Below are 1,211 nucleotides of genomic sequence, written 5' to 3'. Positions count from 1 at the left end.
GGCCGGGGGCAGCCAGTCGTGGCTGATCTGCTGGTAGAACTCGTTGTACTCCTCCTCGGTCACCTCGGTGCGCGGCCGGGCCCACAGGGCCTTCATCGAGTTGAGGGTCTCGGTCGCGGGGGTGGTGTCGCCCTCGGTATCGCCCTCGGTATCGGCCTGCCCGGTGGCCATCCGGATGGGCCAGCGGATGAAGTCCGAGTACTGCTTGACGATCTGGCGGATCTTCGACTCGGAGAGGTAGTCGGCGAGCCCGTCCTCGCTGTCGGCGGGCTTGAGGTGCAGGGTGACCGAGGTGCCCACGGGCAGGCCGTCGACCGCCTGGATGTCGTAGGTGCCCTCGCCGTCCGACTCCCACCGGGTGCCGGAATCGGTACCGGCCCGCCGGGTCTGTACGGTGACCTTGTCGGCGACCATGAACGCCGAGTAGAAGCCGACGCCGAACTGCCCGATCAGGCTCTCGGCGGTGGCGGCGTCCTGGGACTCCTTGATCTTCTCCAGCAGGCCGGCGGTGCCGGACTTGGCGATCGTGCCGATCAGATCGACGAGATCGTCTCGGGTCATGCCGATTCCGTTGTCACGGACGGTCAGGGTGCGCGCTTCCTCGTCGACCTCCAGCGAGATGTGCAGGTCGGCGGTGGGCGTATCGGTGAGGCTGGAGTCGGTCAGTGACTCCAGCCGCAGCTTGTCCAAGGCGTCGGAGGCGTTCGAGATCAGCTCGCGCAGGAAGATGTCCTTGTTCGAGTAGATCGAGTGAATCACCAGCCGGAGCAACTGACGGGTTTCCGCCTGGAATTCCAGCGTCTCTACCTTGCTGCCCATGGGGGTCTCCTTCTGTGGGAACGTCATGCACGGATGTCTACGGGCGTGTACTGGGGGCCGGCCCTGTCGCAGCGGTACGTCCACGATGTGGGGCGCGTGCGGTGGTTGCCGCGTGCGCGGCCGGGCCGGTTCGCGGGTGCGGCTCAGGCGTTGCGCTGGTCGCGGCTGTCCTGGCGGAGCTGTTCGGCGCGGCGGGTCATGGCGTCGATGCGGTCCGTGAGGCCTGCGTCCTCGGGCCGCAGATGGTCCCGCGCCGCGGTCAGGGGTCCGACGAGTCGGGCCGCGTCGTCGCCGGCGAGGGCCAGGTTCAGCTCGCCGATCGCGCCTTCCGCGCCGGCGGGAAGGCCGGTGAGGGCGGTGACCTGGCCCGCGAGGCGGCGAAGATCGGCCGC

The 1,211-nt window shown here is 68.8% G+C and carries 1 protein-coding gene and 1 pseudogene; both read right to left on the bottom strand.

Going from position 1 to position 1,211, the window contains the following annotated elements; translation table 11 throughout:
* Positions 1-819 (bottom strand): ATP-binding protein (locus AB0O29_RS36150; RefSeq protein ID WP_365160752.1); only part of this gene is annotated, 819 nt, incomplete at its 3' end.
* 143 nt (positions 820-962) lie between these two features.
* Positions 963-1,211: pseudogene (locus AB0O29_RS36145) on the bottom strand (HSP18 transcriptional regulator); the annotation flags it as partial.

The organism is Streptomyces sp. NPDC089915 (assembly GCF_040684675.1).
Taxonomy (GTDB): domain Bacteria; phylum Actinomycetota; class Actinomycetes; order Streptomycetales; family Streptomycetaceae; genus Streptomyces.
The sequence above is the reverse complement of the archived record's forward strand: the minus strand, read 5'-3'. Positions and strand labels throughout refer to the sequence as shown.